Below are 21,062 nucleotides of genomic sequence, written 5' to 3' on the forward strand. Positions count from 1 at the left end.
TCCCTTCGCACCCCTCCGCCCGAAACTCCCCCATCGACGTCGTGGCGTTCCCGTCCCGGTCCGTACCCGGCTCCCCCTCCCCCTTGTACCAGCGGACCTGCCCGGGCTCGAGGCTCGCGAACTGCGCCGCCGTGAACGTCACGTGCGCCGTCGACGAGGAGTTGTCCCCGGTCCAGCCGTACAGGCTGTACGTGCGGTGCGGTGCGAAGGCGGCCGACGCCGGCACCTCCGCCCGCCAGCCCCTGCCGCCGCTCTCCAGCGACCACACCGTGAACCCCGTGGCCGGCTTCGCGCGGCTCCACCTGCCGAGGCGGGCCGAGTCGTCGGAGTCGTCCGCGTCGTCGGAGTCGTACAGCGTGGCCCCGTCGATGTGGTCGCGGCAGACCAGCATCACCCCCAGCGGCCTGCCTTCCTCGCTCACGGCGATGCCGGTGACCCCGCCCACCGCCACGGTGCATCCGGTCAGCGTGCCGCACACGGCGATGCCGAGCAGCGCCGGAACGGCGAACCTCTTCCACGTCATGGCTCCCCCGTCCTGACCCCGTCCTCGGGCCCCCCGGCCCCGGACGACTTCAGGGTGCGCCCGCCGTGGCCCCCGCGGCGACGGAGCGGGAGCGATCGATGACGTATCGCAACGCGGTCGCGACCCGGGCGTCGCCGACGGGCCGCAGGAACGTCCGGCGTCGCCGGGGCGTTATCCCCCCGTGGGTGTGCCCGGCGGCGGCCGGATGGCATGATCGGGCGGCCAGCACCACGACCGATGCCGCACCGCCTCCGCAGGAGCCCGCACGATGACCACCGCAGCAACCCGCAGTGAACGGCAGATCAGCCCGATCTTCCTGGGCCTGGCCGCGATCATGGCCGTCTCGGGCTGGGCGGTGTGGACGGACTTCTCCACCAGCACCGGCTTCGCCGTGTTCCTGTTCGTCGTGTCCGGCTGGATCGTCTCCCTGTGCCTGCACGAGTACGCGCACGCCCGTACCGCGCTGCACGGCGGCGACATCTCGATCGGGGCCAAGGGCTACCTGACCCTGAACCCGCTGAAGTACACGCACGCGCTGCTGAGCATCGTGCTGCCGGTGATCTTCGTGATCCTGGGCGGCATCGGCCTGCCCGGCGGCGCCGTCTTCATCGAGCGGGGCAGGATCCGCGGCCGCTGGAAGCACAGCCTCATCTCGGCCGCGGGCCCGCTGACCAACGTGCTGTTCGCGATCGCCCTGATGCTGCCCTTCACCTTCGGCGTCGTCTCCCTGGACCAGGCCCACGCGCCCTTCGCGTCCGCGCTGGCGTTCCTGGCGATGCTGCAGGTCACGGCGGCGATCCTGAACCTGCTGCCGGTGCCGGGCCTGGACGGCTACGGCGTGATCGAGCCCTGGCTGTCGTACCGGACGCGGCGCCAGCTGGAGCCGTTCGGGCAGTTCGGGCTGCTGGCCGTCTTCGGTGTGCTGTGGATCCCCGAGGTCAACTCAGCGTTCTTCGGCTTCGTCGACTCGGTGATGGCGGTCTTCGGGATCCCGGACTGGCTGTCGAGCCTGGGCTACGCCTTCTTCCAGTTCTGGAAGGGCGACCCGTTCAGCCAGTGATCCGCTGCTCGGCGGACTCCCGCTCGGCCTTCGCCTTGCGCAGGTAGTACCAGCACATGTTGCTGGTGAGGCCCGCGATCAGGATCCAGAAGACACCGAGCCAGCTGCCCTCCACGAAGGACACGACGGCGGCGGCCACGGCGAGCGCGCACAGGACGAGCGCGTAGAGGGCGAGGCGGGGCATGGGGGGCGGCTCCTGTCGGGTCGGTCGCGAACCCGCCCATTGTCCCCCATGCCCCCGCGGGCCTAGACGTCGGTCAGGCGCAGACCGGCGTGGGCCTTGTAGCGGCGGTTGACCGAGATCAGGTTGGCGACCAGCGCCTCCACCTGGTGCGCGTTCCGCAGCCGGCCGGCGAAGACGCCGCGGATGCCGGGGATGCGCGCGGCCAGGGCCTGGACCAGGTCGGTGTCGGCACGGCTGTCGCCGAGCACGAGGACGTCGGTGTCGATCGAGTCGATCTCCGGGTCCTCGAGGGTCACCGCGGACAGGTGGTGGAAGGCGGCGGTGACGCGGGACTCCGGCAGCAGCGCGGCGGCCTGCTCGGCGGCGCTGCCCTCCTGCGGCTTCAGGGCGTAGGCGCCCTGCTTGTCGAAGCCCAGCGGGTTGACGCAGTCGACGACGAGCTTGCCGGCGAGTTCGCCGCGCAGTGCCTGGAGGGTCTCGCCGTGGCCCTCCCAGGGGACGGCGACGATGACGACGTCGCTGCGGCGGGCGGTCTCCGCGTTGTCGGCGCCCTGCACCCCGAGGCCGAGCCGGTCGGCCGTGGCCTGGGCGCGGTCCGCAGCGCGCGAGCCGATGACCACCTGCTGGCCGGCCTTGGCGAGCCGGTACGCCAGGCCGCGGCCCTGCGGGCCGGTGCCGCCGAGGACGCCGACGACGAGGCCGGACACGTCCGGCAGCTCCCAGGGGTCCTTCGCCGGGGCCTTGGGGGCGGGGGTTTCATTGCCACTGTCAACAGTCATACCGCGATCCTGCCAGGTGGGGGCGGTGCATGGCCCGCGCAGGCGTTGTGACGCGTCCCGCTCCGCCCCGCGTCGCGGGCGCTCCGCGGTGCGTGAAAGCCCCCGTACACGCCGGTATTGGCTCGGGGGACGACGGATGTGAGGTATGACATCGGTGTTGCCTCCCGATGCGCGGCCGCGGGGTGGACGCTGGACGTCCCTTGTCCCGTGCGGGTCGCACGGGACAGCTGACGGAACGTCAAAAGCGCACGACAGCACAGGGAAAGGCAGCCGCCCGTGACCAGAACCGTCGGCAGGAGCCGCGGCCCGAGGCTCCAGGACCGCATCATCGAGCTGATCCACGAGCAGCGGCTCGCCCCCGGCGCCACCCTGCCGACCGAGCCGCAGTTGATGGACCTGCTCGGTGCGAGCCGCAACAGCGTGCGGGAGGCGGTGCGCGCGCTGCAGGCGCTCGGCATCGTGGAGATCCGGCACGGCACGGGGACGTTCGTCGGAGAGGCGCCGCTGCGGGTGCTGATGCCCTCGCTCACCTTCCACCTGCGGTCCCGGGTGCGCGCCCTCGCCGACCTCGTCGCGGTGCGCGAGCTGCTCGAGGTCGGCCTGATAGGCGAGGTCGCCGGGACGATACCGGCGCAGCGGCTGGACGAACTCGACGCGCTCGCCGGCCGGATGGTCGACGACCCCGACGCGGACCGGGCCTTCCACGCGCTGCTCTACGCCTCCTGCGGCAACGAGCTCGTGCTGCAGCTCGTGGACCTGTTCCGGAGCGCCTACCACGAGGTGGGCGCCGCCCTGGCGCCCGCCGACGACCCGGCCGAGCGCGTCGTCGCCAACCACCGCGCCGTCGTCGGCGCGCTGCGCACCGGGGACGCGGGCGCGGCCAGGGCCGCCATGCGGCGGCACTTCACGGACGTGAGGGAGCGGGTGTCCAGGGCCCTGCCCGCGGACGGCACGGACTGACCCCGTTCGGGTGAGCACGGCGCGAAGCGGGGCCCGGCCGGTGCATGGTCCGCGAGGATGCGGTGCATGGATGCCGTACGGGTCGAGGTCGTCCGTGAACTGCTGGCCGGGAGCGAGTGGCCGGAGCTGACCCGGTCCTTCGCCGGCTCCCTGCGCGGGTCCGTCCGCCGGGGGCCCGCGGGCGGGCTGCTGCTGGTCGGCAGCGGGGAGTACGAGCCCTGGCACATGGCGGCCCATCTGGACGACGAGGCCGCCTGGAGCGGGCTGCCGGAGCTGTCGCCGACGCTGGTGCGGCACCGCGTGCCGCCGGGCGCGCCTGCGCACCTCGCGGTCGGGACGGCCCGCCTGGAGGCGGCCCGCAGGGGCGAGACGGTGCTGGTGGTCACCCCCGTGCGGGCCGGGGCCGGGCTGCTGGAGCGGGTGGAGGACGCGCGGCGCTCCGGTGCGACGGTGCTGGCGATGGACGCGGGCGACCCGGAGCTGCGCGGGCTGGCGCACGAGGCGCTGACCGTGCCGCCGGAGCCCTCCGAGGTCGGCATGGACGTGCTGCAGCACCTGGTCAGCGCGGCGGCCGGACGCCGGGTGCGGCTGCGGGACCGGCTGCCCCGACTCGCGCGGCTCGCCGAGCAGTTGGTGTCGCCACCGCCCGCGAGCTGGTAGGAAGCGGTCCATGACCGCAAACGGGACCGATCCGCTCCGCCCGCTGCGCGGGGTCGTACCACCTCTGTGCACCCCGCTCACGGAGACGGGGGACGTGGACACCGAGGGCCTGCGCGCCCTGGTCGGGCATGTGCTCTCGGCCGGGGTGCACGGGGTCTTCGCCCTGGGGTCCAGCGGCGAGACGGCCTTCCTCACCGACGCGCAGCGGCGCACCGCGCTCGCGGCGGTCGTGGAGGCCGTCGGGGGCCGGGTGCCCGTGCTCGCCGGCGTCGTCGACATGACCACCCCGCGTGTCCTGGAGCACGCGCGGGCCGCCGTCGCGGCGGGCGCCGACGCCCTGGTGGCGACCGCGCCCTTCTACGCGGCGACGCATCCGGTGGAGATCGCCGACCACTTCCGGCGGGTGCGGGACGGGGCCGGCGGGCTGCCGCTGTTCGCGTACGACATCCCCTCGGCGGTGCACACCAAGCTGCCCGCCGCGACCGTGCTGGCCCTCGCGGAGGAGGGCACCCTGGCCGGCCTGAAGGACAGCAGCGGCGCCGACGGCCCCATGCGCCGGCTGCTCACCGAGTTGCGCCACCGCGGCCTGGACTCCTCCTTCGCCCTGCTCACCGGGTCCGAACTCGCGGTGGACGGCGCCCTCCTGGCGGGCGCGCACGGCGTCGTCCCCGGCCTCGGCAACGTGGATCCGCACGGCTACGTACGGCTCCACGCGCACGCCGTCGCGGGACGCTGGCGCGAGGCCGCGGCGGAGCAGGACCGGCTCGCGCGGCTCTACGCCATCGTCGACGCGGGCGCGGACTCCGCTGCGATGGGCCCGAGTTCCTCGGCGCTGGGTGCCTTCAAGGCGGCGCTGCGGCTGCGCGGCGTCATCGGCTGCGCGGCCACGGCGCCCCCGCAGGTCGCGCTGGACGACACCGCCGTCGCGGTGGTCCGGCAGCGGCTGGCGGCCGCGGGGCTGATGCGCTGACCGGGCCGCCGGTGCCCCGCCCGTGCCCGGCGCAGGGAGAAATCCGGTTGCGCCGGCAGGCCCGCGCGCGGAGCATGCGACCTCGTGTCCAGACTCCTTCCCGACCTCGCACCGTGGCGGACCTCGCGCGACTTCCGCCTGATGTGGTGCGCGGGCCTGATCACGACCTTCGGCAGCTTCCTGACCTTCGTGGCCGTCCCGGTCCAGGTCAAGGAGCTGACCGGCTCCACCCTGGCGGTCGGCGCCCTCGGCGCCGTCGAACTGGTGCCGCTGATCGTCTGCGGCCTCTACGGCGGGGCGCTCGCGGACGCCCTGGACCGGCGCAAGCTCATCCTGTGGACGGAGGCGGCCCTCGGGGTACTGTCAGCCGTGCTCCTGGTCAACGCCTTGCTGCCGCGGCCGGTGCTCTGGCCGTTGTACGTGGTCGCCGCGCTGACCAGCGCGCTGGGCGGGCTCCAGCGGCCGGCACTGGACGCGATCGTGCAGCGCATCGTCCCGCACGGGCAACTGACCGCCGCCGCCTCGCTGAACGCGCTGCGCTGGCAGATCGGGGCGATCGCGGCGCCCTCCCTCGCGGGTGTGCTGATCGCGTACGCGGGCCTGCGATGGGCGTATGCCGTCGACGCCCTCACCTTCGCCCTCTCGGTCGTCCTCGGCCTCGGGCTGCGGCCCTCCCCGCCCTCGCACGACGCGAAGCGCCCCTCGCTGAGCTCGATCGCGGAGGGGGCGCGCTACGCCTGGAGCCGTAAGGAACTGCTGGGCACCTACGTGGTGGACATCGCGGCGACCGGTCTGGCGTTCCCGATCGCCGTGTTCCCCTTCATGGCGGACGACCTGGGCGCGCCCTGGGCGCTGGGCCTGATGTACGCGGCCCTGCCGGCGGGTGCGCTGCTGATGAGCCTCACCGGCGGCTGGTCGTCGCGGGTGCACCGGCACGGGCGGGCGATCGTGCTGGCCGCGGCGGCCTTCGGTCTGTGCATGGCGGCGGCGGGCTGGTCCCGCAACGTGTGGCTGGTGCTGGCCTTCCTGGCGCTGGCGGGTGCGTTCGACATGATCAGCGGGGTGTTCCGGGCCACGATCTGGAACCAGACCATCCCCGACGCGCTGCGCGGCCGGCTGGCCGGCATCGAACTCCTTTCCTTCACCATCGGCCCCCAGTTCGGCCAGGTGCGGGCCGGCGGCTCGGCCGCGCTGCTGGGCCTGCGCACCTCGGTGTGGACCGGCGGGCTGGCGTGCGTGGCGGCGGTCGGGGCGCTGGCCGCCTGCCTGCCGACGCTGATGGCGTACAACGCCCGGACCAACGAGCACGCCGTGGGCATGCGGAAGGCGGCGGAGGACACGGTGTCCTCCGCCGCCTGACCCGTGGGGGCCGGGGTCCGATCAGCCGGTGAAGCCGGCGGTGATCGAGGTGAACTGCCAGGTGCTCTGGCTGATGCCGGAGCAGTTGCTGGTCACGCCGCCGCCGGGGCACGGGCGGTCCCGGTTGACGGCCCAGTAGGCGAGCCGGGCGATGTGGTGGGAGTTGGCCCAGTCCCGGATCTGGGTCCAGATGGCCGGGGTGGTGTTCTCCTGCTGGTCGCTCAGCCCGTTCATGCCGGAGATGCCGAGGTGGGCGTAGGCGGTGGCGTCGTCCCAGCCGAAGGTGGACTTCAGCTTGGCCTTCAGGCCCTCGGCGGCGTTCACGGTGTTGCCGTACATGTCGGCGCCGCCGCCGAAGTCGAACGGCATGATCGTGAAGACGTCGATGTTGGCGCCGAGCGCGTTGGCCCGCTCGACGAGGCGGTTGCCCCAGTAGCTCGGGCCCGTCGTCGACGTGCCGAAGGTGACGATCGTCCGGATGCCGGGGTTGTTCTGCTTGACGATCTTGAGCGCGTTCAGGACGCGGTCCTGGACGACCTCGCTCTCGAACTCGTCGGTGTTCTCGATGTCGACGTCGATCGCCTTGAGGGCGTAGGCGTCGATGACCTTCTGGTACGCGCCGGCGAGCGCCTCGGGCGTGGAGCAGTTGGGGCCGAGCTTGTTGCCGCTCCAGCCGCCGATGGACGGGACGATGTCGCCGCCCGCGGCGCGGATCGCGTTGATGGTGGACTGGTCGGTGCCGCCGGTCAGCGGCCGGGAGCCGTCCCAGGCGGGGTTGCAGCCGCCGGAGGAGAGGATGAAGGCCATCGTGAACCACTTGACGCCGGTGGCGCTCATCACCGTGGACGGGCTCGGCGGGTCGCCCCAGCCGAGGTAGAGGTAGGGCGCGGCCTGCTTGAAGCCGGTGCCCCCGCCGCCGCCCGCGTTGGTGGTGACGGTCACGGCGTTGGAGGCGGCGGAGGTGTTGCCCGCGGCGTCGCGCGCCTTGACGGTGAAGGTGTACGAGGTGCTCGCGGCCAGGCCGGTGACGGTGGCGGAGGTGCCGGTCACGGTGGTGGCCAGGGTGCTGCCGCGGTAGACGTCGTAGCTGGTGACGCCGGTGTTGTCGGTGGCGGCGTTCCAGGACAGCGAGACGCTGGAGGAGGTCTTGCCGGTGGAGGTGAGGCCGCCGGGCGCGGTGGGCGCCTGGGTGTCACCGCCGCCCCCGCCGCCGGGGCCGTCGAGGCTGATGTCGTCGGCGTTGTAGGTGCCCTGCGCGTACCAGCCGTGCACGTAGATCTGGACGCTGGTCTGCGAGGCGCCGGTGGTGAAGGGGACGGTCAGCTGGGTGTAGGAGGTGGCGGACGGGGTCCAGGTGGACGCACCGCCGGTCACCCCGAGGTAGACGTACGCGCCGCGCACCCAGCCGGTCAGCGAGTAGGCGGTGTTGGGCTGCACGGAGACGGTCTGGGTGCACTGGGCGGTGTCGCTGCTGCTGACGGCGCCGGCGAGTGCCTTGGTGCCGCTGTGCACGGGGCTGCCGACGACCGATCCGCCGGAGCAGGACCAGCCGGAGAGGCTGCCGCTCTCGAAGCCCGGGTTGGCGACGAGGTTGGCGGCGTGGGCGGTGCCGGGCAGGGCGATCAGACTGCCCGCGGCGGCGAGGAAGGCGGCGGTGACGCCGGCGAGGATGCGGGATCTGCGCGATCCGGTACGGGGGACCTGACGACGGAAGAGCACGTGACCTCCCAGTGGGGGGCGGCGGGGGGCTGCGCTGTGCGAGTGGTCTGGACCGTTGGTCTGGACCTGTCATCGCGGATTGAAGCGAAGTGTCGTGCTCCCGTCAAGAGGTCCGGCCCACTGCCGCTTCCTGGTACGGCAGTGGCCCGGACCGGCCGCGGGGTCCCCCGGTCAGCCGACGCGTTCGATGCGCGCCTTCCTGATCAGGAACTTGCCGGGTTCCCGGACCTGTTCGAAGGCCGCGTTGTTCAGCAGCGCGCAACTCCCGGAGGTCGAGGTCACCGACACCGTGGTCGACTTGTTGTTGTCCAGGTTGGTCACCTTGAGCTTGGTGCCCAGCGGGAACTGGTTGCTGGAGGCGGCGGGCGCACCGCCCTCGCCGGAGAGGGTGACCGTCGAACCCGCGCAGACGACCTGGCCGACGGCGCCGCCGGCCGGCGGCGCGGCCTGGCCCTGGTTCTGGCCTTGGTTCTGGCCCTGGTTCTGGCCCTGCTGGTTCTGGCCCTGACCCTGTCCGGCCGGGGCGGCGGGCGCCGCGGGCGCCGCCTGCGCGGCACCGCATCCGGAGGCCTCCCGCTGCACGTTGATCTGCTTGATCACGGCCTCGCGGTTGGCGATCCGGGCCGCCGACTGGGAGTCGGGATTGGCCCGTTGGGCCGCGATGAAGCTCTCGTTGTTGCGCAGCGCCTGGTCGAGCCCGTCGCACACCACCGACGCATGACCCATGCTCATGGTCACCACGGCGAAGCCGCCGGCCAGGGTGGCCGCGCCGGTCACGAGCGCGATCTTCTGCTTGGTGCTCATCGTGCGTTTCCTGGACATGGGGGCCCCTTTCCTCCGACCGGCCGTCGGTCGGATCCGGTCCACGTGCCCTTGGAAACGGAGCGTCGTTGGTCTGGACCTCAATCCGTTCGGAATCTCGGACAGGTGGGGGCCGTCTGTGCTACGGGTCGGTAGCTTCGCCGTCCCAGCGGACCACCAGCCGCCCGCCCTCCTCCGTGACCCGTTGCCCGAACCCGGCGCAGGCGCGCCGGAACCGCCGGGCGATCCAGGCCCGTTCACCGCGGTCGGCCAGCCGGGTGAAGCAGAACTCGAGGGCGATCGGCACCGCCTCCAGCCGGACGGGGCGGTGGCCGGCGGGGTCGAAGGTGACGAGGAAGATCAGGCCACGGTCGTTGCGCAGCCGCGGATCGGTCGCGTAGTCGTCGACGAAGTCGCCGAGGTCGTGGAGCACCCCGTCCGTCACGCCGTGGAAGACGTGCGCGGAACTGCCCGCCACGAGCGTGGCGCCCGCCGTGCGCAGGGCCCCGGCGGCGTCCCGGATGTAGCGGGCCGGGCCGGTGGTCATGTTGGGCCCCCAGTGCGGGGTGACGAGGACCGCCTCCGTCCGCGCGCCCAGGCTCGCGACGCCGTCGGTGAGCCAGCGCGGGACGCCCTCGCGCAGGTCCGCGTAGGCCACCCCGGGGCGGTCCGGTCCCGCGGCGTACTCCGCCGGATGGTCGGTGACGCCGACGACGCCCAGGCTGGGGCGGCCCGCCGCGCCCCCGGGGCCGCCCAGCACCGCCGGGGCGCGCGCCGCGCTCTCGTCCGCTCCGGCCCCGACGGCGGCGATCCCGGCGGCGGCCAGGTGCTCCAGCGTGTCCAGCAACGCCGTCCGGCCGTAGTCCAGGGCATGGTTGTTGGCCAGGTTGACGCAGCTCACGCCCAGGTGCGTCAGGGCGCGCACGGCGACGGGCGGGGCACGGAAGAAGAAGGGCTTGAAGGGGTCGGGCCAGGGCTCACCGCGGTCGGAGATCGCGCACTCCAGGTTGAGGACGAAGAGGTCCGCCTCCCGCGCGACGGCCACGACCTCCTCGGAGAACAGCGCCTCCGGAGGGGCCTCGGCCAGCCGCGCGGCCACCATGCGGCCGAGCATGGTGTCGCCGGCCAGCCCGAGCTTCACCCTTCCATCGTGCACCCGGTGGCCCCCGGCGGGCTCACTCCTCCCCGCCCTCCCGAGAGCGGTCCTTCCACCGCGGGTCGTTCTCCCACTGCAGGTTCCGCTCGGCGGCCGTCTCCATCGCCCGCTCCGCGTCCGCGCGGCTCGGGTACGGCCCCATCCGGTCCTGGGCGGGGCACTCCGGCCCCTCCTCGACCTTGTGGTGCTCGATGCAGTAGAACCACTCGCCGGGCTTCCCCGCGGGCTTGCGGACTCGCCTGAACAGCGCCATCGTCCCTCCTCGTACGACGTCCTGCCGCCATGCTGCCCGACCGGCCGCCGATACACTCGCTGACATGTCTGTCCTGGTTCCCGGCAAGCTCTCCCCCACCCGTCCCGTGCCCGCCTCGATCCCGCGTCCGGAGTACGTGGGCAGGCCCGCGCCGCGGCCGTACGACGGCCCGGAGGTGCAGTCGGCGGAGACGATCGAGAAGATGCGGATCGCCTCGCGGATCGCCGCGCGGGCCATGGAGGAGGCGGCGAAGGCGATCGCGCCGGGTGTCACCACCGACGAGCTGGACCGGATCGCGCACGAGTACATGTGCGACCACCAGGCCTACCCCTCGGACCTCGGGTACCGGGGCTTCCCCAAGTCCCTGTGCTCCTCCATCAACGAGGTCATCTGCCACGGCATCCCCGACTCCACCGGGCTGCGCGACGGCGACATCGTCAACCTGGACGTCACCGCCTACATCCACGGGGTGCACGGGGACACCAACGCCACGTATCTCGTCGGCGAAGTCGCCGAGGAATCAAGGCTGTTGGTGGAGCGCACCCGGGAATCCCTGAATCGCGCCATCAAGTCGGTGAAGCCCGGGCGGCAGATCAATGTGATCGGCCGGGTCATCGAGTCCTATGCCAAACGGTTCAATTACGGTGTCGTGCGCGACTTCACGGGCCACGGCATCAATACCGCCTTCCACTCCGGCCTGATCGTCCCGCATTACGACGACCCGCGGGCGACCACGATCATGAAGCCGGGCATGACCTTCACCATCGAGCCGATGCTGACCCTGGGCACCCACGAGTACGAGATCTGGGACGACGGCTGGACGGTCGTCACCAAGGACCGCAAGCGCACCGCGCAGTTCGAGCACACCCTTGTGGTGACGGACACAGGCGCAGAGATCCTGACGCTTCCTTGACCTCCTCATGGGGATTCCTTTACCGGAATGCGGCCATGTCGCGATAGGCCTCGGATAGGTTAGGCAAGCCTTTCCCAGGAAAGGCTTGCCTAAGTCACAGCTTCCCGAGCCGCCTGGAGATCGCATGTCCGCCGTCCGCATGTCCGCAGTAGCCGCCGCCGGCATAGTGGTCGCCGTCACCGCCGTCACCGGGTGCGCGGAGAAGGCGGACGGCAAGGCGTCCGACGCCGTCACGGTGACCGCGACGGACACCAAGTGCGAGGTCTCCAGGACGACTTTCCCGGCCGGGCACGTGCAGCTGGCCGTCGAGAACAAGGGCTCCAAGGTCACCGAGGTCTACGTCTACACGCCCAGCGACCAGATCGTGACCGAGCGGGAGAACATCGGCCCCGGCACCAAGGCCACCATCACCGCCGAGATCAAGGCCGGTACGTACCAGATCGCCTGCAAGCCCGGCATGAAGGGCGACGGCATCCGCCAGAAGATCACCGTCACCGGCAAGGGCGCCGCCAAGGGCGACCCGCGCCTGGACGCCGCCGTGGCCGCGTACCGCAAGTACGCCCAGGAGCAGGCTGACCAGACGATCCCGGTGGTCCAGCAGTTCGCCGACGCCGTCAAGGCGGGCGACGTGGAGAAGGCCAAGTCGCTCTTCGCGCCCTCCCGGGTCGGCTGGGAGCGCACCGAGCCGGTGGCCGAGTCGTTCGGCGACATCGACCCGCTGACCGACACCCGCGAGGACGGCCTGGAGGACGGCCAGAAGTGGACCGGCTGGCACCGGCTGGAGAAGTCCCTGTGGCAGGACAAGAAGGCCGGGGCCGAGGAGGGCGCCCTCGCCGACCAGCTCGTCACCGACCTGAAGGACTGGCAGACCCGCGTCGGCAAGGCCGACATCACCGCCACCAGCATGGCCAACGGCGCCAAGGAGCTGCTGGACGAGGTCGCCACCGGCAAGATCACCGGTGAGGAGGACCGCTACTCCCACACCGACCTGTCGGACTTCCAGGCCAACGTCGAGGGCGCGATGAAGGCCTACGAACTGCTGAAGCCGGTCGCCGCCGAGAACGACGCGGCGCTCACCGCCGACCTCGACAAGCAGTTCCCGGCCCTGACGGCGCTGCTCGACAAGTACCGCAAGAGCGGCAGCACCACGGAGTTCGTCTCCTACGACACCGTCGGCAAGGACCAGCGCAAGGAGCTCTCGGACGCGGTCAACGCGCTCGCCGAGCCCCTGTCGAAGCTCGCCGCGGCCGTCGCCAAGTAACCCCCGGGGGGCAACGGACCATGTCCGATGAGAGTGTCACGTCGCGTCGCAAGGTGCTCGGCTGGACCGGTGCGGGTGTCGTCGTCGCGGCCGCCGCGGCCGGCGGCGCCGTGGCCGCGGTCCGCTCCGGGGACGACGTGCAGCCCGCGGGCGCCGCGGGCAGCGCGATCGCCTTCCACGGGGAGAACCAGGCCGGCATCACGACCCCGGTGCAGGACCGGCTCCACTTCGCGTCCTTCGACGTCAAGACCGAGGACCGCGAGGAACTGGTCGCGCTCCTGAAGGAATGGACCGACGCCGCCCGGAAGATGACGCAGGGCCGGCCGGTCGGCGAGGGCGCGGTCGGCGGCCTCGCCGAGGCCCCGCCGGACGACACCGGTGAGGCGCTGGGCCTGCAGCCCTCCCGGCTCACCCTCACCATCGGCTTCGGCCCCTCGCTGTTCACGACGAAGGACGGCGCGGACCGCTTCGGGCTGAAGGCGCACCGCCCCGGGGCGCTGGTGGACCTGCCCAAGTTCCCCGGTGACGCCCTCGACCCGAACCGCAGCGGCGGCGACCTGTGCGTCCAGGCCTGCGCGGACGACCCGCAGGTGGCGGTGCACGCCATCCGCAACCTGGCCCGGATCGGCTTCGGCAAGGTCGCGATGCGCTGGTCGCAGCTCGGCTTCGGCAAGACCTCCTCGACCACTCCCGAGGAGCAGACCCCGCGCAACCTGATGGGCTTCAAGGACGGCACGCACAACGTCGCGGGTTCCGACAGGGCCACCCAGGACGCGCACGTGTGGGTGTCCGCCAAGGACGGCCCGTCCTGGATGGCCGGCGGCTCGTACCTCGTCGCCCGTCGCATCCGGATGCACATCGAGACCTGGGACCGCACCCCGCTGCAGGAGCAGGAGCAGATCTTCGGCCGGACGAAGGGCGAGGGCGCCCCGATCGGCAGGCAGCGCGAGCACGACGCCCCGGACTTCAAGGCGATGCTCCCTGACGCGCACGTCCGGCTGGCGCACCCGGACAACAGCGGTGTGACGATCCTGCGCCGCGGCTACTCCTTCACCGACGGCACCGACGGCCTGGGCCGCCTGGACGCCGGGCTGTTCTTCATCGCGTACCAGCGCGATGTCCGGGACGGCTTCGTGCCGCTGCAGATGCGGCTGGCGAAGCTCGACTCCCTCAACGAGTACATCCAGCACGTGGGTTCGGCCGTCTACGCCGTACCGCCGGGCGTCCGGGACAAGGACGACTGGTGGGGCCGCGAGCTCTTCCGACACGACTGAGAGGAAGTACCGGCGGTGTTCGCCAACTACCTGATCGGGCTCCGTGAGGGCCTGGAGGCCAGCCTCGTGGTCTGCATCCTGGTCGCGTACCTGGTGAAGACCGACCGCAAGGACAAGCTGCCGCCGGTCTGGCTCGGCGTCGGCACCGCGGTCCTGGTGAGCATGGCCTTCGGCGCCGCGCTGCAGTTCGGCTCCTCCGAGCTGACCTTCGAGGCGCAGGAGGCGCTGGGCGGTTCGCTGTCGATCGTCGCGGTCGGCCTGGTGACCTGGATGGTCTTCTGGATGCGGCGCACCGCGCGCCACCTGAAGGCCGAACTCCACGGCAAGCTGGACGCCGCGATCGCCATGGGCACCGGGGCACTGGTGATCACCTCCTTCCTCGCCGTGGGGCGTGAAGGGCTGGAGACCTCGCTGTTCATCTGGACCGCCGTGCAGGCCACCGACGACGGCGTGCGCCCGCTGGTGGGCGCGGTGCTGGGCCTGCTGACCTCGGTGGTGCTGGGCTGGCTGTTCTACCGGGGCGCGCTGCGCATCAACCTGGCCAAGTTCTTCACTTGGACCGGCGCCATGCTGGTGGTGGTCGCGGCGGGCGTGCTCGCGTACGGCTTCCACGACCTGCAGGAGGCCGGCTGGCTGCCGGGGCTGGGGACCGAGGCCTTCGACGTCAGCGACCAGATCCCGCCGGACTCGTGGTACGGGACGCTGCTCAAGGGCGTGTTCAACTTCCAGCCGGACCCGACCTGGCTGCAGGTCGGCGTCTGGGCGCTGTACCTCGCGCCCACGATGTTCCTCTTCCTGCGCCCCGGCAGGGTCACCGCGCCGGCCGTCAAGCCGTCCGCCGCGGTTCCGGTCGGGGACGAGGGCTGAGGCCGCCGGGCTCCCGACCGCTTCACGGTCTCCGGGCCGGGGTCAGTGCAGCCAGCCGGCCGTCTCGGGCTCGGGCTCGACCTGGGCGCAGGCGTCGGTCAGCACCCCGAGCAGCGGCAGCGGGTCGGGCAGCACCTGGTCGGGTCCGTGGCCGGCGACCCACGCGACGGTGGCGCCGGAGGGCAGCCGCGAGGGCGGGAGCAGCACGTAGCTGGCGCGGTGGTGCCAGCGCAGGCCCGGGTGCTCGTCGACGGTCTCGGGATGGCAGTCCAGCTCGCACGGCCACCACTCGTCCTCGTCGGCCGTGGCACGGGTGGCGGTGAAGAACAGCATCCGCCCGTCGGAGACCGCGACGGGTCCGGCCGCGGAACCCTCGGCGGCCAGCCGCTCCAGGGCGATCCGGCCCGCCTCTGCGGGTACGTCCAGGACGTCGTGGGCGATGCCGGTGGCGGTGATGAAGTTGGCCAGGGGGTGCGCGCGCAGCCAGCGCCTGACCTGCTCCGCGTCCGTGGTGGCCTGGGTCTGCCAGGCGAAGGAGACGGGGTGCGTGCCCGGCGTGGGGCAGCCGATCCGGTCGCAGGAACAGCGGTAACCGGACACGGGCGACGGATGGGCGGCCGGCGCCAGCGGCAGGCCCGCGTCCGCGGCTTCCAGGAGGAGCTCGTCCCGGCGCAGGTCGTCCCCGTTCCGGCCACCGGCGGCCGCGCGGACCGCGGCCCCGTCCACTCCGGCGCCGCGCTCCCCCGCCTTGCGGCGCAGCCAGTCGGACAACCTGCCCTTGGTGACCATCGAGCCCCTTTCCTCGCCCCGTGAACCCTTGCTCCACCCTACGTAACGAGGGAAAGGCCGTAAGCGGAATCCACGGATGGTGGAAACCATCCTGCTCCCCGTCCGCATTCCGGCCGCGCGCGGGGTCCCCCTGCAGGACGGACCCCGTCCCGGGCGGATCCGGGCACGTTTCCCTTGTCCCCGCTGCCCACGGCACCCGGGGCGGCGACCGGCACCGGCCTCCCCTCCGTGACCACCGTCACCCGCGGGACGACGCGCCGTCCGCCCCGGAGGGCGGATCCGCGCTAGCCTGGTTTTCCGACAGGTTGTCGGCAACCCATTGACTTAGGGTCCCCTAAGTTGCGACGATTCCTGCAGGCCCGACGCAGGAGGATTCCCTTGACGCCAGCCCACGGCACCGCGACCGCACCGTTCTCGGCCGTCATCCGCTCCGCCAGCCACGACCGGCACACCGAGGCCGAGACCTCGACGTTCATCGGCGACCTGCTCGGCGGCCGCCTGGGGGTCGCCGCGTACGCGCGCTACACCGAGCAGCTCTGGTTCGTCTACCGGGCGCTGGAGGACGCCGCCGCGCACCTGGCCGGCGACCCCGTGGCCGGCCCCTTCCTGCGTCCGGAGCTGATGCGCGTCGCCGCCCTGGAACGCGACCTGGACCACCTGCTCGCGCCGGGCTGGCGCGACCGCGCCGGCGCGCTGCCCGAGACCCTCGCGTACGCCCGCCGCGTCACCGAGACCGCCCGCGCGTGGCCGGCGGGCTACGTCGCCCACCACTACACCCGCTACCTCGGCGACCTCTCGGGCGGCCAGGTCATCCGCGGCATCGCGGAGAAGACCTGGGGCTTCTCCCGCAAGGGCGACGGCGTGCGCTTCTACGTCTTCGACGCGATCGGCAACCCCGCGGCGTTCAAGCGCGAGTACCGGAGCCTGTTGGACGCCCTGCCGGTCGACGAGCTCGAGAAGCAGCGCGTCGTGGAGGAGTGCCGGCGGGCCTTCGCCCACAACTCGGCGGTCTTCGCCGCGCTGGGCCGCGAGTTCCCGCTGACCGCCTGACGGCCCGGCGGCCCGGCTGGTCCCCACCGTTCGGGCGCCCGTCCCCCGTAGGCCGTGTCGTCGAATGGCCTCCCTCAACCTTCGGCCGGGGGTGCCCCCGCCCCGCAACGCTCCCCCAGCTGACGCTGGGAGGTGTCCCCAGGCACGGCACCCCCAGCGAAGCCGGGGGAACCGCGGGGCCTGCCCTTCGGGCGGTGGGGGACCTCCCAGCGTCAGCTGGGGGAGCTCATGTGAGGACGCGGCCTAGCCGAGGGGGGAGGTCCAGCCCGAGGGGTCGACTCCGCCCGGGACCGGGGCCGCCGGGTCGTAGGGGGTGCGGGTGAAGACGAAGGAGCCGAGGTCGAGATGGCCGACGGTGCCGTCGGGGGCGCGCACCGCGCGGAGGGTCTCGCCGTCGTAGTAGCCGTCCAGGCCGGTCCAGGTGCCGTCCGGTTCCGCGCGGAAGCGGGCGCCGCGGGCGGTGCCCGACAGGGCGGTGAGTTCCAGGTCGCGGCCGGTGCGCAGGCGCAGGACGTGCGGGGCGGTGCCCCAGTACCAGGGGCCGGTGAGGGCGAGCAGCTCCGGGTCGGGGTCGGAGTCGGGCCGCCACGGCTCGGGGATGCGGGGCTCGCGCTCGGCGACGATGCGCAGCAGGTCGGCGGCGATCGTCGTGGCCGGGGCGCCGGTGGTGGAGTTGGCGAGGACGACCGCGCCGAGTCCCTCCTCCGTGTCGCACCACAGCCCGGCCACGAAGCCGGGCATCGAGCCGCCGTGCCCCACCAGCACCCGGCCGTCCGGGGTCTTCATCAGCTGCACGCCGAGGCCCTGGTCGTCGCCCGGCGCGGCCGGCCGGCGCATCTGCTCCAGCGTCGCGGGCACCAGGACGCGCGCGTCGCCCGCGGCGAGGAAGGCGGCCCAGCGGCACAGGTCGTCGGCGGTCGACCACAGTTCGCCCGCGGGGGCCATCAGCCCGGTGTCCTGCACGGCCTCGGCCATCATCAGCTCGGCGTACGGGTGGACGGCCCAGCCCCCGGCGTGCGGGGCCTGCGGGCGGCGCGTCGTACGGGTCATCCCCAGCGGTTCGAGGACCTCGGCGGTCAGCACCTCGTCCCAGGGCCGGCCGTCGTGGAGCGCCTCGACGACGGCGCCGAGCAGGGCGTACCCGGGGTTGGAGTAGTGGTGGCGTTCGCCGGCGGGGTGCAGCCGCGGCGTCCCGCCGAGGAGGTCGGCCGTCTCCGGCCGCAGCGCGCCGGGCGTGCGCTCCCACCAGGGGCCGGGGGTCTCCGCGGCCAGTCCGGCGGTGTGCGTGAGGAGTTGGCGCACGGTGACGCCGTCGGCGGGGGTGCCGCCGATGTGCTTCTCGACGGGGTCGTCCAGCCCGAGGCGCCCCGCGTCGCGCAGCCGCATGACCAGGACGGCCACGAAGGTCTTGGTGAGGGAGCCGATCCGGTACTGGGTGTCCCCGTCCGGGGCGTGCCCGTCCACGCAGGAGCGCGCTCCGGTCCACACGGCCTCGCCGTCCCGGACGACGGCTCCCACGAGGGAGGGAGTACGGCTGCTGGACTGGGCGACCGCGATGCGGTGCAGCAGGGCCCGGCGGGTGTCCGGAAGCAGGGCGTCGTCGGGGTCGGTCTGCGGTGTCGGCATGCGCTCACCTTAGAGGCGGGCCCGGGCGGGGTGCCGGGCGCATGGCACCGGCTTTGCCGTCCTCGCGGTCGCCCTCGGCCTGCCCGGCCTCGCGGCCCTCGGCTGACCGTCGGCCGGCGGCCGGGGTCGTCAACTGGTGAGGAGCACGCCGGCGTAGGAGACGGTGGCGATGAGGGTCCAGGAGATCAGGCCGACGGCGGCCACACGCGGCCCGGTTCGCGCCAGGGCGCGCAGGTGCACCATGCTGCCGAGCCCCACCATGGCCATGGCCAGCAGCAGTTGCTGCAGTTGCTCTGCTCCGTCGAGCACGCCGGCCGGCAGGACTCCGGTGCTGCGCACGGCGATCATGACGAGGAAGCCGACGACGAACAGGGGCAGCAGCGGGGTCCGCCGCGCGGAGGCGGCGGCGTCCGGCCCCGCGGCGCCCGACATGGCGTGCCGCCGGCGCAGGGCGTAGGCGACCGCGGCGACCAGGGGTGCCAGGAGCGCGACGCGCATCAGCTTGACGAGCACCGCCTCACCGAGTGCCGCCGGGCCCGCGGTCTGAGCCGTCGCGACGACCTGTCCGACGTCGTGCACGCCGGCCCCGGCCCAGCGGCCGAACTGCACGTCGTCCAGGCCGAGCGGGTGGTGCAGCAGCGGCAGCACGCCGATGGCGAGGGTGCCGCAGAGCGTGACCAGGGCGACGGACGCGGCCACGTCCTCCTCGTCGCTGCCGCTGACCTGGCTCACCGCGCCGATGGCGGAGGCACCGCAGATGGAGTAGCCGGTGGCGATGAGCAGCGGCTGGTCGCCGCGCAGGCCCATGCGGCGGCCGAGCCAGAGGGTGCCCCAGAAGGTGGCGGCCACGACGCACACCACCATGCCGGCCGTGGCCCAGCCGAGACCGAGCACGTCGTCGAGGCTCAGCTGCAGTCCCAGGATCACGATGCCGATGCGCATCAGCCGTTTCCCGGCGAAGGTGAGCCCCGGCCGGGCCCGGCCGCGCAGGGTCGCGCGCAGGCCCGGCAGGTTCGCGGCGGCGATGCCGAGGAGGACGGCGGTGGTGGGCACCGGCACGGCCGGCAGCAGCCGGTGCAGTGCGGTCGCCAGGACGGCGCCGAGGGCGGTGACCAGCAGCCCGGGCAGCACGGTGGCTGTGGCCCGGCGGCGGCCCGCACCGCCTCCGGCGGGGGACGCGGCGGGGCGGGCGGTCGGCGCCGCCCCACGGGCGACGGGCACGGGGGTGCGCGTCGCGGTGCGGAGGTTCACCGTTCGCCGACCGGCAGCCGGTAGACCCGCCGCACGCTGGAGCCCAGGCGGGAGATGTCGGCACCGTAGATGTGCAGCGATATGGCCTTGCCGGTCCCGCCGTTCCACACCTGGTGGATGTCGCCGGGCGGCGCGAAGCCGCAGACCTCGCCTTGGGCGTTGACGACGTCCTGGGTCGGGACGAGGCGGGAGCCGGTGCCGTCGGGGACCAGCCGGTAGCGGCGCTCGTGCTCCTGCCCCTGGTGCACCCCCGTGACGCACCAGGAGACGTGGTCGTGGATGGACGTCCGTTGCCCCGGCAGCCAGACCAGGGCGACGATCGAGAAGCTGCCGTCCTCCTCGGCGTGCAGGATGTGCTGCCGGTAGCGGTCCGGGTCGCCCTCGGCGTGCCGCTCGGCCAGCAGGTCGGGGGCGCCGAGGTGCGGCGCGAGCCGCTCGCCCACCAGGTGGGCCGTCGGGCCGGGCGGCAGGCCGCGGCCGACCGTCTCGCGCACCTCGTCGACGAGGCGGGCCAGCCGGGCGGTGGGCGCGGAGAGCGCCGGAACGGTCGCGGAGGTCATGTCCGCAGCGTCCGTGCGCACGGGCCCGCGCGTCCACTGACAGTTCCTTCACCCCGCTTTGCCCCTCCTTATGGATGGGGTGCGGGTCAGCAGCCGCTGCGCCGCTCGGCGACCGCCTTGAGCGCGTCGAGCACCAGGGCCGCGGCCGGGATCCGCAGATGGTCGCGCGGCACGTACGCCGCGACCCGGCGGCGGGAGACGGGGTCCAGCGGCCGGCCGGTGACCCGGTCCAGCCGCGTGAAGGACAGCGCCAGCCCGGGCATCATCGCGACCCCCAGCCCCTCCGCGACCAGCGACTGCACCACGAGGTTGTCGTCGGTGGCGAAGGCGATGTCGGGGGCGAAGCCCAGCTCGGCGCACTCGTGGAGGAAGTTGACCCGGCAGCGCATGCAGCCGGCGATCCAGCGTTCGTCGGCCAGGTCGCCGAGCCTGACCGAGCGGGACCTGGCCAGCCGGTGCCCGGCCGGCATCAGGACCATGAGCTGGTCCTCCAGCAGCGGGATCTCGACCAGGTCGTCCGGCACCGCCTCGTGCAGCCCCGGGTAGGTGAAGGCGAGGGTGATGTCGCACTCGCCGCGGGTGACCCGCTCCAGCGAGTCGGGCGGTTCGTCCCCCAGCAGCTCGACCCGTATCCCGGGGTGCTCGGCCGCGAGCAGGGCCAGCGCCTCGGGGATCAGGGTGGCGTTGGCGCTGGGGAAGGCGCACAGCCTCACCCGGCCGGTCTCCAGCCGGGTCACCGCGCCTATCTGCTCCCAGGCCACGGTGATGCTGTCGAGGATCGTCTCGGCGTGCCGGGCCAGCGCCTCACCCGCCTCGGTCAGCCGCATGCGCCGTCCGACGCGGACGAAGAGCGCGGTGCCCACCGAGCGCTCCAGGGCCTTCATCTGCTGGGTGACCGCGGGCTGGGTGTAGCCCAGCGCCGCGGCCGCGGCCGAGTAGGAGCCGGCCGTGACCACGGTGTGGAAGGTCTTGATGTGCCTGGAATCGAACACCCCCGAATCATAAGGGGAACTTTGGACAACCCGGCAGACGGCCCCCTCGTGCTTC

Annotated in this window: 22 protein-coding genes; 10 read left to right on the plus strand and 12 right to left on the minus strand. The window is 73.1% G+C overall.

What is annotated here, in order from left to right; translation table 11 throughout:
* Nucleotides 1-523: hypothetical protein (locus PV350_RS19095; RefSeq protein WP_500335019.1), on the minus strand; the 523-nt coding region annotated here is incomplete at its 3' end.
* 268 nt (nucleotides 524-791) lie between these two features.
* Here PV350_RS19095 and PV350_RS19100 point away from each other — a divergent pair.
* Nucleotides 792-1,583 carry a site-2 protease family protein gene (locus tag PV350_RS19100; protein ID WP_499511542.1) on the plus strand — a complete coding sequence of 264 codons (792 nt, stop codon included), beginning with the start codon at nucleotides 792-794 and terminating at the stop codon, nucleotides 1,581-1,583.
* Here PV350_RS19100 and PV350_RS19105 read toward each other — a convergent pair.
* Together PV350_RS19105 and npdG are read right to left on the minus strand one after the other, a co-directional pair.
* On the minus strand, nucleotides 1,573-1,767 hold the full coding sequence (locus PV350_RS19105) for a hypothetical protein (RefSeq protein WP_499511543.1): 195 nt from the start codon (nucleotides 1,765-1,767) through the stop codon (nucleotides 1,573-1,575). The genes PV350_RS19100 and PV350_RS19105 overlap by 11 nt on opposite strands.
* A 62-nt stretch (nucleotides 1,768-1,829) precedes the next feature.
* Complete coding sequence (npdG, locus tag PV350_RS19110; RefSeq protein ID WP_499511544.1) at nucleotides 1,830-2,546, minus strand: NADPH-dependent F420 reductase; 717 nt, start codon at nucleotides 2,544-2,546, stop codon at nucleotides 1,830-1,832.
* A gap of 276 nt (nucleotides 2,547-2,822) precedes the next feature.
* Between npdG and PV350_RS19115 the strand changes: the two genes are divergently transcribed.
* From PV350_RS19115 to PV350_RS19130, 4 genes are all read left to right on the plus strand, one after another.
* Nucleotides 2,823-3,506 (plus strand): FadR/GntR family transcriptional regulator, encoded by a 684-nt coding sequence (locus tag PV350_RS19115; RefSeq protein ID WP_500335022.1) that lies wholly within the window; start codon nucleotides 2,823-2,825, stop codon nucleotides 3,504-3,506.
* A 66-nt stretch (nucleotides 3,507-3,572) separates the two neighbouring features.
* Entirely contained in the window at nucleotides 3,573-4,166 is a 594-nt protein-coding gene (locus PV350_RS19120) for a hypothetical protein (protein WP_499511546.1), read from the plus strand.
* Between the two features lie 10 nt (nucleotides 4,167-4,176).
* Nucleotides 4,177-5,136: a dihydrodipicolinate synthase family protein gene (locus PV350_RS19125; RefSeq protein WP_500335023.1), complete on the plus strand. Its 960-nt coding sequence runs from the start codon at nucleotides 4,177-4,179 to the stop codon at nucleotides 5,134-5,136.
* 84 nt (nucleotides 5,137-5,220) lie between these two features.
* On the plus strand, nucleotides 5,221-6,495 hold the full coding sequence (locus PV350_RS19130; protein ID WP_500335024.1) for an MFS transporter: 1,275 nt from the start codon (nucleotides 5,221-5,223) through the stop codon (nucleotides 6,493-6,495).
* A 21-nt stretch (nucleotides 6,496-6,516) separates the two neighbouring features.
* Here PV350_RS19130 and PV350_RS19135 read toward each other — a convergent pair whose 3' ends face one another.
* The 4 genes from PV350_RS19135 to PV350_RS19150 form a co-directional block, all read right to left on the minus strand.
* Nucleotides 6,517-8,214, minus strand: a complete 1,698-nt coding sequence (locus PV350_RS19135; protein WP_500335026.1) for a carbohydrate binding domain-containing protein — start codon at nucleotides 8,212-8,214, stop codon at nucleotides 6,517-6,519.
* Nucleotides 8,215-8,385: 171 nt separating this feature from the next.
* The gene (locus PV350_RS19140; RefSeq protein ID WP_500335028.1) at nucleotides 8,386-9,036 is read right to left on the minus strand and encodes an SCO2207 family protein; all 651 of its coding nucleotides are present in this window, start codon (nucleotides 9,034-9,036) and stop codon (nucleotides 8,386-8,388) included.
* A 121-nt stretch (nucleotides 9,037-9,157) separates the two neighbouring features.
* Entirely contained in the window at nucleotides 9,158-10,156 is a 999-nt protein-coding gene (locus PV350_RS19145) for a CapA family protein (RefSeq protein WP_500335030.1), read from the minus strand.
* Nucleotides 10,157-10,190: 34 nt separating this feature from the next.
* Nucleotides 10,191-10,424 carry a hypothetical protein gene (locus PV350_RS19150; RefSeq protein WP_500335032.1) on the minus strand — a complete coding sequence of 78 codons (234 nt, stop codon included), beginning with the start codon at nucleotides 10,422-10,424 and terminating at the stop codon, nucleotides 10,191-10,193.
* 64 nt (nucleotides 10,425-10,488) lie between these two features.
* Between PV350_RS19150 and map the strand changes: the two genes are divergently transcribed.
* The 4 genes from map to efeU all read left to right on the plus strand — a co-directional run bounded on the left by map (nucleotide 10,489) and on the right by efeU (nucleotide 14,739).
* Nucleotides 10,489-11,337, plus strand: coding sequence for a type I methionyl aminopeptidase (map, locus tag PV350_RS19155; RefSeq protein WP_499511553.1), 849 nt, complete (start codon nucleotides 10,489-10,491; stop codon nucleotides 11,335-11,337).
* 124 nt (nucleotides 11,338-11,461) lie between these two features.
* Nucleotides 11,462-12,598 carry an iron uptake system protein EfeO gene (gene efeO, locus PV350_RS19160; RefSeq protein ID WP_499511554.1) on the plus strand — a complete coding sequence of 379 codons (1,137 nt, stop codon included), beginning with the start codon at nucleotides 11,462-11,464 and terminating at the stop codon, nucleotides 12,596-12,598.
* Nucleotides 12,599-12,618: 20 nt separating this feature from the next.
* Nucleotides 12,619-13,872 (plus strand): iron uptake transporter deferrochelatase/peroxidase subunit, encoded by a 1,254-nt coding sequence (gene efeB, locus PV350_RS19165; protein WP_499511555.1) that lies wholly within the window; start codon nucleotides 12,619-12,621, stop codon nucleotides 13,870-13,872.
* 15 nt (nucleotides 13,873-13,887) lie between these two features.
* On the plus strand, nucleotides 13,888-14,739 hold the full coding sequence (efeU, locus tag PV350_RS19170; protein ID WP_500335035.1) for an iron uptake transporter permease EfeU: 852 nt from the start codon (nucleotides 13,888-13,890) through the stop codon (nucleotides 14,737-14,739).
* A 42-nt stretch (nucleotides 14,740-14,781) separates the two neighbouring features.
* Here the strand turns inward: efeU and PV350_RS19175 are convergent, their stop codons facing one another.
* Nucleotides 14,782-15,528, minus strand: coding sequence for a bifunctional DNA primase/polymerase (locus PV350_RS19175; RefSeq protein ID WP_499511557.1), 747 nt, complete (start codon nucleotides 15,526-15,528; stop codon nucleotides 14,782-14,784).
* A 378-nt stretch (nucleotides 15,529-15,906) separates the two neighbouring features.
* Here PV350_RS19175 and PV350_RS19180 point away from each other — a divergent pair, with 378 nt between their 5' ends.
* Nucleotides 15,907-16,578 (plus strand): biliverdin-producing heme oxygenase, encoded by a 672-nt coding sequence (locus PV350_RS19180; RefSeq protein WP_500335037.1) that lies wholly within the window; start codon nucleotides 15,907-15,909, stop codon nucleotides 16,576-16,578.
* 243 nt (nucleotides 16,579-16,821) lie between these two features.
* Here the strand turns inward: PV350_RS19180 and PV350_RS19185 are convergent, their stop codons facing one another.
* From PV350_RS19185 to PV350_RS19200, 4 genes are all read right to left on the minus strand, one after another.
* A complete protein-coding gene (locus PV350_RS19185) occupies nucleotides 16,822-18,204 on the minus strand; it encodes a serine hydrolase domain-containing protein (protein WP_500335039.1) in 1,383 nt (460 codons plus the stop codon).
* Nucleotides 18,205-18,333: 129 nt separating this feature from the next.
* Nucleotides 18,334-19,455: a YeiH family protein gene (locus PV350_RS19190; RefSeq protein WP_499511560.1), complete on the minus strand. Its 1,122-nt coding sequence runs from the start codon at nucleotides 19,453-19,455 to the stop codon at nucleotides 18,334-18,336.
* Nucleotides 19,452-20,015: a cysteine dioxygenase family protein gene (locus PV350_RS19195; RefSeq protein ID WP_499511561.1), complete on the minus strand. Its 564-nt coding sequence runs from the start codon at nucleotides 20,013-20,015 to the stop codon at nucleotides 19,452-19,454. The genes PV350_RS19190 and PV350_RS19195 overlap by 4 nt, the downstream gene beginning before the upstream one ends.
* Before the next feature lie 86 nt (nucleotides 20,016-20,101).
* Entirely contained in the window at nucleotides 20,102-21,007 is a 906-nt protein-coding gene (locus PV350_RS19200) for a LysR family transcriptional regulator (protein WP_499511562.1), read from the minus strand.
* Nucleotides 21,008-21,062 lie beyond the last annotated feature (55 nt).

This window comes from Streptomyces sp. PA03-6a, from assembly GCF_033792765.1.
GTDB lineage: Bacteria > Actinomycetota > Actinomycetes > Streptomycetales > Streptomycetaceae > Actinacidiphila.

What these genes read in the sequence shown, in the direction of transcription:
- PV350_RS19100 (WP_499511542.1), top strand. Translation starts at nt 792, where the DNA reads ATGACCACCGCAGCAACCCGCAGTGAACGGCAGATCAGCCCGATCTTC.
- PV350_RS19105 (WP_499511543.1), bottom strand. Translation starts at nt 1,767, where the DNA reads ATGCCCCGCCTCGCCCTCTACGCGCTCGTCCTGTGCGCGCTCGCCGTG.
- npdG (WP_499511544.1), bottom strand. Translation starts at nt 2,546, where the DNA reads ATGACTGTTGACAGTGGCAATGAAACCCCCGCCCCCAAGGCCCCGGCG.
- PV350_RS19120 (WP_499511546.1), top strand. Translation starts at nt 3,573, where the DNA reads ATGGATGCCGTACGGGTCGAGGTCGTCCGTGAACTGCTGGCCGGGAGC.
- PV350_RS19125 (WP_500335023.1), top strand. Translation starts at nt 4,177, where the DNA reads ATGACCGCAAACGGGACCGATCCGCTCCGCCCGCTGCGCGGGGTCGTA.
- PV350_RS19140 (WP_500335028.1), bottom strand. Translation starts at nt 9,036, where the DNA reads ATGTCCAGGAAACGCACGATGAGCACCAAGCAGAAGATCGCGCTCGTG.
- PV350_RS19150 (WP_500335032.1), bottom strand. Translation starts at nt 10,424, where the DNA reads ATGGCGCTGTTCAGGCGAGTCCGCAAGCCCGCGGGGAAGCCCGGCGAG.
- map (WP_499511553.1), top strand. Translation starts at nt 10,489, where the DNA reads ATGTCTGTCCTGGTTCCCGGCAAGCTCTCCCCCACCCGTCCCGTGCCC.
- efeO (WP_499511554.1), top strand. Translation starts at nt 11,462, where the DNA reads ATGTCCGCCGTCCGCATGTCCGCAGTAGCCGCCGCCGGCATAGTGGTC.
- efeB (WP_499511555.1), top strand. Translation starts at nt 12,619, where the DNA reads ATGTCCGATGAGAGTGTCACGTCGCGTCGCAAGGTGCTCGGCTGGACC.
- PV350_RS19175 (WP_499511557.1), bottom strand. Translation starts at nt 15,528, where the DNA reads ATGGTCACCAAGGGCAGGTTGTCCGACTGGCTGCGCCGCAAGGCGGGG.
- PV350_RS19185 (WP_500335039.1), bottom strand. Translation starts at nt 18,204, where the DNA reads ATGCCGACACCGCAGACCGACCCCGACGACGCCCTGCTTCCGGACACC.
- PV350_RS19195 (WP_499511561.1), bottom strand. Translation starts at nt 20,015, where the DNA reads ATGACCTCCGCGACCGTTCCGGCGCTCTCCGCGCCCACCGCCCGGCTG.